The sequence below is a fragment of the Paeniroseomonas aquatica genome (genome assembly GCF_030409335.1).
Classification (GTDB): Bacteria; Pseudomonadota; Alphaproteobacteria; order Acetobacterales; family Acetobacteraceae; genus Belnapia; species Belnapia aquatica.
Window position 1 is genome coordinate 1 of sequence record NZ_JAUFPN010000010.1, and the last position, 7,720, is coordinate 7,720.

11 protein-coding genes and 1 pseudogene are annotated in these 7,720 nt (G+C 65.0%); 4 read left to right on the plus strand and 8 right to left on the minus strand.

Going from position 1 to position 7,720, the window contains the following annotated elements; all coding sequences use genetic code 11:
* The 4 genes from QWZ14_RS01250 to QWZ14_RS01265 form a co-directional block, all read left to right on the plus strand.
* Positions 1 to 258: conjugal transfer protein TraD (locus QWZ14_RS01250; protein ID WP_290314737.1), on the plus strand; the 258-nt coding region annotated here is incomplete at its 5' end.
* Positions 259 to 506: 248 nt separating this feature from the next.
* On the plus strand, positions 507 to 1,661 hold the full coding sequence (locus QWZ14_RS01255) for a type IV secretory system conjugative DNA transfer family protein (protein WP_456307210.1): 1,155 nt from the start codon (positions 507 to 509) through the stop codon (positions 1,659 to 1,661).
* The gene (locus QWZ14_RS01260) at positions 1,556 to 1,969 is read left to right on the plus strand and encodes a type IV secretory system conjugative DNA transfer family protein (RefSeq protein ID WP_290314739.1); all 414 of its coding nucleotides are present in this window, start codon (positions 1,556 to 1,558) and stop codon (positions 1,967 to 1,969) included. The genes QWZ14_RS01255 and QWZ14_RS01260 overlap by 106 nt, the downstream gene beginning before the upstream one ends.
* 55 nt (positions 1,970 to 2,024) lie before the next feature.
* Positions 2,025 to 2,276 carry a hypothetical protein gene (locus QWZ14_RS01265; protein ID WP_290314740.1) on the plus strand — a complete coding sequence of 84 codons (252 nt, stop codon included), beginning with the start codon at positions 2,025 to 2,027 and terminating at the stop codon, positions 2,274 to 2,276.
* 160 nt (positions 2,277 to 2,436) lie between these two features.
* Here QWZ14_RS01265 and QWZ14_RS01270 read toward each other — a convergent pair whose 3' ends face one another.
* The 8 genes and pseudogenes from QWZ14_RS01270 to QWZ14_RS01305 form a co-directional block, all read right to left on the minus strand.
* Positions 2,437 to 2,748 carry a helix-turn-helix domain-containing protein gene (locus QWZ14_RS01270; protein WP_290314741.1) on the minus strand — a complete coding sequence of 104 codons (312 nt, stop codon included), beginning with the start codon at positions 2,746 to 2,748 and terminating at the stop codon, positions 2,437 to 2,439.
* On the minus strand, positions 2,745 to 3,068 hold the full coding sequence (locus QWZ14_RS01275; RefSeq protein ID WP_290314742.1) for a type II toxin-antitoxin system RelE/ParE family toxin: 324 nt from the start codon (positions 3,066 to 3,068) through the stop codon (positions 2,745 to 2,747). The genes QWZ14_RS01270 and QWZ14_RS01275 overlap by 4 nt, the downstream gene beginning before the upstream one ends.
* A gap of 670 nt (positions 3,069 to 3,738) precedes the next feature.
* A complete protein-coding gene (locus QWZ14_RS01280; protein WP_290314743.1) occupies positions 3,739 to 4,656 on the minus strand; it encodes a replication initiation protein in 918 nt (305 codons plus the stop codon).
* A gap of 250 nt (positions 4,657 to 4,906) precedes the next feature.
* Positions 4,907 to 5,266, minus strand: coding sequence for a HepT-like ribonuclease domain-containing protein (locus tag QWZ14_RS01285; protein WP_290314744.1), 360 nt, complete (start codon positions 5,264 to 5,266; stop codon positions 4,907 to 4,909).
* Entirely contained in the window at positions 5,266 to 5,709 is a 444-nt protein-coding gene (locus QWZ14_RS01290; protein WP_290314745.1) for a nucleotidyltransferase family protein, read from the minus strand. The genes QWZ14_RS01285 and QWZ14_RS01290 overlap by 1 nt, the downstream gene beginning before the upstream one ends.
* A gap of 693 nt (positions 5,710 to 6,402) precedes the next feature.
* Positions 6,403 to 6,729 carry a hypothetical protein gene (locus QWZ14_RS01295; RefSeq protein ID WP_290314746.1) on the minus strand — a complete coding sequence of 109 codons (327 nt, stop codon included), beginning with the start codon at positions 6,727 to 6,729 and terminating at the stop codon, positions 6,403 to 6,405.
* A gap of 5 nt (positions 6,730 to 6,734) precedes the next feature.
* Positions 6,735 to 7,361 carry a ParA family protein gene (locus QWZ14_RS01300; RefSeq protein WP_290314747.1) on the minus strand — a complete coding sequence of 209 codons (627 nt, stop codon included), beginning with the start codon at positions 7,359 to 7,361 and terminating at the stop codon, positions 6,735 to 6,737.
* Between the two features lie 275 nt (positions 7,362 to 7,636).
* A pseudogene (locus tag QWZ14_RS01305) lies at positions 7,637 to 7,720 on the minus strand (transposase); the annotation flags it as partial.

The following is a 7,720-nucleotide window of genomic DNA, read 5'->3' on the forward strand; positions in this document are numbered from 1 at the left end:
CACCTGATCGAGCTCGGCGGCCTCGTCGCCAAGGCCGGGTTGGTCGAGCTGACCGACGATGACCGCGCCACCATGCTCGGCGCCCTCCTCGAGGTCGCGGGGCAGTTGCAGGGTGCGGGTGACGATGATCCGGCCGATCTCCGCGCTCGTTGGCGCCGGGCCGGGCTGCGCGCCTTTGCCACTGACCGCGAGGCCGCTGCGGCAGCTGGAATGACCAGGTTAGCAGGCGACGAGACAGCAGAAGGAAATCCGGTGTGAAGGCTGCCTTGGCCGCGGTGGTGGACGGGATCGGCTTCACCTGGCGCCTCGGCGGTGCTGTCGTGCATGCCGCCATCGCCGGGGCGCTCGGCATGGTCGCGGGCTTGGTGATCTTCGCCCTACTCGGCCTGCTGGTGCCCAACGAGTGGGGCGGCGCCGTCTGGAGCACCGGCATTATCCTCTCCGGAGTCGGAGCCATCCTGTACAGCCTGCTCGGCAGCTTCCACCGGCCAGTCCTCTCCGACGCCATGGGCTCGGCCGCCTGGGCCAATGCCCGCCAGGTCGCGGCGGAGCTGGCCGCGCCGGCGCTCGCCCAAAATCCCGCTGCCCTCCTTGTCGGCCGCGCCGCCGACCGCCGCGGCCTGCCCCTGCGCTACACCGGCCCGGCCCACCTCCTCACCGTCGCCCCCACCCGCTCCGGCAAGGGCATCGGCACCGTGCTGCCGAACCTCCTCACCATCCCCCGCCCGGTAATCTGCATCGATCCCAAGGGCGAGAATGCCCGCATCGCCGCCCGCGCCAGGCGACGCTTCGGGCCGGTCTGGGTTCTCGACCCCTTCGGCGTCTCCGGCCAGCCCACCGCAGCCTACGATCCCGCTGCCGTTCTCGACCCGCTCTCCCCGGACCTCGCCGACGACGCCGCCACCCTGGCCGACGCCCTGGTCTTCGATCCGCCCGGCCAGGTGACCGAGGCTCATTGGAACGAGGAGGCCAAGGCGCTCATCGCCGGAGTGCTGATGCACCTCGTCACCCGCCCGCCAGGGGAGCCCCGTGGCCTGCCCGAGCTGCGCCGGCTGCTCACCCTGCCGCCACGCGACTGGGAGGCCCTGTTGCACGCCCTGATGGCTGATGCGGGTGCTGCCGGTGGGTTGGTGGCCCGTGCCGCTGCCCGCCAGCTCGGCAAGGCCGACCGCGAGGCCGCCGGCGTGCTCTCCTCCGCCCAGCGTCATACCCACTTCCTCGATAGTCCCCGCCTGGCCGCCGCCATGAGTCGGGCCGACTTCCGCTGGCAGAATCTCCGCAGCGGCGCGGCGACGGTGTTCCTGGTCCTGCCGCCCGATCGCCTGGGCAGCTACGCCCGCTGGCTGCGCCTGCTGGTCGCCCAGGCCATCGCTGAACTGGCCCGCGCCCCGCAACGCCCCGGCACCCCGCCCGTGCTGCTGCTGCTCGACGAGTTCGCCGCCCTCGGCCGCCTCGAGCCGGTGCTCCAGGCCGCCGGCCTGATGGCCGGCCTTGGCCTGCAGCTCTGGCCCATCCTGCAGGACCTCGCCCAGCTCCGGGCCGCCTACGGGGAGNGATGGCCGGCCTTGGCCTGCAGCTCTGGCCCATCCTGCAGGACCTCGCCCAGCTCCGGGCCGCCTACGGGGAGTCGGCCGCCACCTTCCTCGCCAACGCCGGCCTGATGCAGGTCTCGGCGCCCGCCGACCTCGATACCGCCATTTGGCTTTCCCGCGTCCTCGGCAACGCTACGGTGGAGTACGTCACCGCCTCCGCCGGTGGTAGCCAGCCTGCCGGCCTGGGGACCGGTGGCGGTAGCGTCAGCGAGGGCACCGCTACCCACCTCGCCGGCCGGCCCCTGCTCACCCCCGACGAGGCCATGCGCCTGCCCCCGCACCTCCAGGTCCTCCTCCGCCCAGGCAAGCCCCCTGCCCTTGCCGCCAAGCTCCGGCACTACGCCGATCCGGAGTTCACCGGGCTGGCTGATGGGTGAGGAAACGAGACGGCGCGTTGATCACGCCGCGGCCGGATCGTGACAGGATGGTCGAATGGAGGAAGCCATGGGACGCCTCGCTCTCGAGGGTGAGGCCGGGCAGGCGTCTGCCGAATTCGTCTATCGCAATATCGCGGCCGGTACGCGCGTGCATGTCGTGGTAGAGGCGGTGGAAGGGTCTGATGCCCTGCCCATGGCCGCGATCACGCAGGCTGGCGGTGCCTTTGACTGGCTCGCCGACGAGCCCGACCTCTACGCCGACGCCGATCTCGCTGACTCGGCACCATCGCCTTCGCAGGCCGGATAGATGATGCCTGCGTGCGCAGTCCAATTCGGAGCATCTTCGCCCAGGCTTGTCGCAACTGGCCGAAGCGGTGAGCTACTCCCGTAGCTTTTTGCGCAACAGGTCGCTTTCATGCGCATCTCGACAAGCTGCCAAGCATGGGAGCAATCCTGCCTGGTGTAGGTCAGCGAGCCGCCTGCGGTCCTTTTCCAGGCACCAGGGCGATGCGCAGACGGTGCCCGGTGGCCTTGGCGTAGCGCTCCAGGGTGCGAGTGGACGGCATCGTGCCACCACCTTCCAGGCGGGCCACTACTGCCTGGGTCGTGCCCATGCGCTGCGCTACCTGCTCCTGGGTCAGGTCAGCGCGGGCCCGCGCGTCGATCAGCGCCGAGGCCAGGGCAAATTCCTCCTCCTGGGCGTCATAGGCCGCCACGAATTCTGGATCCTTGCGCCACTGCGCGATAACCCTGCTGGCGGGAATCGTCGTCTTCGTCATTTCACCTCCTTGGCTCGCCGTAAGGCATGCTCGATTTCGCGGCGTGGAGTCTTCTGCGTTTTCTTGCCGAACACATGCACCACCACGACGCGTCGTCCGGTAGCGGTGACGTAGGCAGCCCGGGCGATACCGTCCCTGCCCTTCATCCGCATTTCCCACAGCGGCCCGTCGAGATGCTTCACGTAGGGCTCCCGGACGCGCTCCAGGCCATGTTCTTCGATGAGCTGCACGATCCGGGCGAACTTCGCCCGGATATCGGCAGGAAACGCGGACAATGCCGCTGCCACCTCTTCATCCAAAAATCCAACACGCCACGCCATGCAACTCACTCAATATACCATTTTTGCAATATACAGGCAAGTGCTGTAACGGCAAGGCTCCTTGCTTTGCCCTCTATTCCTCTGGTGAGATCGGAAAACGGCCATTCCTTTGGAGCTGACCTGGGTTCTGCAGACCGTCGCGCGCAATGGAAGTCAACCCTGCCGTAGGCACCGCTGAAGGCGGCGCGGAGCCACGCACAGGCCGTAGGCCGAGCATGGCGAGCGGGGTTGACGGAGTGAGCACGTTGGTACGCTCGAACCAGGTCAGGCTGGACTCCCTTACCCAATAGCTCATGTGCTTTTCGCCAAACGACCGGCACATTTTGCTTTTCATAGTTGGGTAGCCGTCGGGGATTTTTATCAGTTATCCACAGGCAAGCGAATTCAGTAGTTCTATATTCTCTTTCTTAGTTCTAAGTTCTACTGCTAATTACCAAGGAATATCAGTATTTTACGCGCCAAAATATGAGAAATTCGGGGACTCCTGTGAGGTTTTCGGGGCGAAATTATGAGCTTTCCGGGGGATTCTATGAGGTTTTCGGGGCCAAGTATGAGGTTTTCGGGGAAGTTGGAAATGTCTCCTGTGGATAATAGCAACCTTCAACTATGAGGTTTTCGGGGACTTGGCGCAGGCCGCCCGCGCCAACTATGAGGAATTCGGGGACGCCGCTTAGCTGAGCAGGTTGGTGCGTCGAGCTCTGTTCAGCGAGGGCATTGGATCGGCTACGTACTCGACCGTGCCGGCCAGCCGGGCACGTCTGCCGATCTTTGAGCGCCCCAGCTCCCGCTGCGCTTCTTGCAGAGCGTCACTAGTCTTCTTCCGCCAGCCGACCTTGATCTGGGCAACTTTTTTGCCTTGCTTGATCGGCAGCACCGACAGTTCGAATGGCGCGATGGCATTGATCTCATCGACCGTCGGCTTGATGACGTGCTTGTTCAGCTCACCAAAGGTCTTGTAGCGCCCAGGCGGAACGCCGAGCAGCTCGCGGAACTCGTCCAGCGTGTAATCATGGGTGGTCTTCATAGTGAGGTTGGCAAGTTGGGCAAGATTCTCGTACAGGCTGACTGCGTATTTCGAGGTGAATGCCATCAGGATCGGGATGGCGATTTTGCCCCAGATAGTAGAATCCCGGAGCACGCTGACTAGACGCTTATCAAAACTATAAGTCAGCACGCCAGCAGGCCGCTCAGGATCATCCAAGTCATTGCCGCCAAGGAACTGAACGCGGCGCGTCTTCCCATCCGGCAGGCGCAGGGTGAGGATCGTGCGCATCAGCGCCTCCACCGCTTCCTCTACCATTTCGTAACCTTTGTGACCGTCCGGCTTAAGGTCATCGATCTCGATGGTATAGTCTCGCCCCTCCTCTACGCCCTGCATATGCGCCTGGTGCCAGAGGATGGTGATGGCGCGGCGGGCATTGAGGGTCAGCTCGTGGTGACCGGACACCTGGATCAGCTCGGCCGGCTTGATCGCATCTCTGTTGCGAGGCCGGATATCAAGCGTTAAAATATTGATCTCATTAAAATTTTCCTCGCCCATGCCGAAACCATACCATTTTTTATGAAGCATAAAAGTGAAAAATTTCACTGCAGGAATTCATAGTTACCCGAAAACCTCATAGTTGGCGCCAGCGCCAGCGAAGGCAGCACGCCCCACTCTCACCGGCCTGCCCCCCGCACCTCCAGGTCCTCCTCCGCCCAGGCGAGCCTCCTGCCCTCGCCGCCAAGCTGCGGCACTACGCCGACCCGGAGTTCGTCGGCTGTTCGATCAATGATCAAAGCGATGACGGTATCGGCGCGCCTGGCCGCGACCAGAGTAAGCCATGCCAAACGGCCATTCAGGGTGGCGATGCCAGCCGTCTAAACTCGACATCGACCGCGGCCAGCAGTGCCGGCAACTCGTCATTCACCGTGGGCCACAGCCGTGGCAGCTCGACGCTGAAGTACTGGTGCGCCACGATGTCGCGCAGGCCGGCGAAGCCCCGCCAGTTAATCTCCCGATGGGCAGCTAGAATTTCCGGCGGCAGCTGCTTGATCGCCTCGCCGATCTCGGCCAGGGCGTTCTTGATGGCCCGATAGGTACGGCGATCCGTCTCCGGCAGCGCGCCGAAGGCCGCCTCATCAAGACCGGCGACGAAGCTCCGGATATCGGCGGCAGCTGTGCGGATGTCGGTCAGGCGGTCCGCCAGGTCGCGCATCAGAAAGCCTGCACCGCCTCACGCCGGGCTTGGTCGAGCACTGGCTGGCGCAGGATGCCCCACTCGGCGAGGTCGACCGGGGCGCCGAGCAGGTCTGCCAGCTCGGCCCGCAGGCTGGCGAGGCCGGTCAGGGAGATGCGGGCGGCTGGGTCGAGCTCGGCGATCAGATCGATATCACTGTCAAGCTGCGCCTCGCCGCGAGCGACGGAGCCGAAGACCCAGAGACCGATGATACCGCGCCGGCGGAGAGCTGCCTCGTGCTCTCGCAGGCGAGTAAGGATCACTGCAAGGGTGGGTGGCTTGCGGTCCTGCTCAGCAAGGAAGTGCTCGACCAAGCGCCCCACCAGATCCTGCACGGTCTGGCCACGCGCTGCGGCTGCTGCCTTGACGCGGTTGCGGACCTCAGGCGGTAAGCGGATGGACAGAAAGGCTGCAGGATCCATGCAGCCCATAAAGGCACAAGTGCACTTGTGCACACAATAAGGTTGTAAAGCGCTAATGGGTCAATTTGCTACAACATCATATTAGCCTGGGTAACTAGGCCCAGCACGCCGGTAAAGTTGCTCCGCGCCCGGCCGGACCCGGACCGCTTCGAGACCGAGGTCGAGCCTTTATAGGCCAAATTGCCAGCAAGAAAGCTGCTAAGTTGCAGCTATCTATCGGCTATGTTAGCAAAAACCTTGGATCACCCACTCTAGGGCAACCCCGAGTGCGAGCAGCGCGACCGGCGGCATGAGTGCGATGACCGCGACCTGCTTGGTCTCCTCATAGGACCACCCAAAATCCAAGCCGACACGCGCGTAGCTCCGCCCGATAACATCCCGAAGGGGAAGGTTTTGATACTCGGGGAATTGCCGCCGCATGTTCGCCACCGTGAGCATGCAGAAGGTCCGGCCGAACGCCTAAATCTTGGAGTGCTCGGCAGGCGCCTGCTCGCACGGGACGGCGGCCATGCTCCCGCGTCCGAAGTCCACCGCCTGTTGGACGCCCGGCGACCATTCCCGGTAGACGCCGCCCCACGCGATGCTACCGACGAACGCGACCCAGAGGATTGAGACCAGCACCCAGGCGCGGAGCAAGCCACATCTCACGTCGAACACCTTATAGTCGCCACCTAGCGGCTTTCTAGCCGCCACCTAGCTTCCGTCCCCTGCCTTCTCAAGCGCCTCGACCGCCTGCTCGATGACCTCGGCAACCAACAAACCACGCTCCCGGCCGATCCGCAGGATCGTGTTCTTCACGTCCGCGGTGACCTTGACGTTGAGCTGGTGGACTCGGCCCGTGGCCCTGAGGGACCGGCCGTCCAGCACTGGCAGACCCTGCGGCGGTTCGACCAGGCGGCTGCGTTCTGGCTCCGGGGCGGCTGCGGCGGGGTCCGGCTGCCGCTCGATGCCAGGGGCACCCTCCTCGGGGGCTGGTGGCGGCGGCAGGCGCCTCTTCAGCTTGGATGCGTCGATGGCCACTCGCGTCACTCCGGGATGGCGTCAATCAGGCTCTGCACCACGGCCTCGGCAGCTGCCTTCAAGGTCGGCACCGAGACCTCGGTGACCGCCTTGCCTGCGTTCTGCGCCGTCCGGTAGGACGCGCGCTCGGGCAGGTATCCGCTGGCAACGCGGTATCCGGCCTCGACGACATAGGCACGCGCCGCATCCGCCTCGGGTTCCGTGCTGATGCGGCTAAGGGCGCAGACGAGGCCCTCCTTGGGGACGCCCGCGCGCACCAGCGAGTGCGCCACCCGCACCATGGGCCGCAGGTCATCCATGCTGGCGCCACTCGGCAGAATTGAGAGGTCGGCCGCCTTGGCCATTGCCACGGTTTCCTTCGTCGCGCGCGCCGGGCCATCCAAGATCAGGACGTCGAAACGGGCCGCCACGGCGAGCGCGGCGGCGAGGTCGGGATACAACTGGGTCGGCGGGGCAGGGGAGAGGCCACCGGAAAGCCGGTCGCGGTGCCAGTCCACCTGAGAGCCCTGGTCAATGTCGAGGTCGGCTAGGTGGACGCTGAGACCGCTGCGGGCGAGCTCGACCGCGAGGGCACGCGCCAGCGTAGACTTGGACACGCCGCCCTTCTGGCTCACGCACGCGATGATTGTCACCGCTTTCTCCCCGCTTGATTGCCGCTAGGTAGCAGCTAGATGTGTAAGTGTCCAGATACGCCGCCTAGCCTCGCTCTAAATTCTTGGTATGCCCCCCAATGGTTCCCACCGTTTGGATGGCGCGCCAAGTCCGGCGGCCCCCCGTGGTACTGCCGCGGCTACACGATGCCGATCCGGTGCGGCTAAGGCTACGGCTGGGACAGCGAGAAGGACGCGAAGGAGCTGGGGATCGACACCGACGCGGTGCTCTGACTCCGGCAGATCACCGGAATACGCACCGCCATGCCAAGCACTTCGCGCCGGCCATCGCCATTGACGCTGACCGCGATGGTGACCGCCACGGAGACGATCCGGCCCGC

Excerpts from the sequence above, each read along its gene's own strand:
- QWZ14_RS01260 (WP_290314739.1), top strand. The coding sequence starts at position 1,556 with ATGGCCGGCCTTGGCCTGCAGCTCTGGCCCATCCTGCAGGACCTCGCC.
- QWZ14_RS01265 (WP_290314740.1), top strand. The coding sequence starts at position 2,025 with ATGGAGGAAGCCATGGGACGCCTCGCTCTCGAGGGTGAGGCCGGGCAG.
- QWZ14_RS01270 (WP_290314741.1), bottom strand. The coding sequence starts at position 2,748 with ATGACGAAGACGACGATTCCCGCCAGCAGGGTTATCGCGCAGTGGCGC.
- QWZ14_RS01275 (WP_290314742.1), bottom strand. The coding sequence starts at position 3,068 with ATGGCGTGGCGTGTTGGATTTTTGGATGAAGAGGTGGCAGCGGCATTG.
- QWZ14_RS01285 (WP_290314744.1), bottom strand. The coding sequence starts at position 5,266 with ATGCGCGACCTGGCGGACCGCCTGACCGACATCCGCACAGCTGCCGCC.
- QWZ14_RS01290 (WP_290314745.1), bottom strand. The coding sequence starts at position 5,709 with ATGGATCCTGCAGCCTTTCTGTCCATCCGCTTACCGCCTGAGGTCCGC.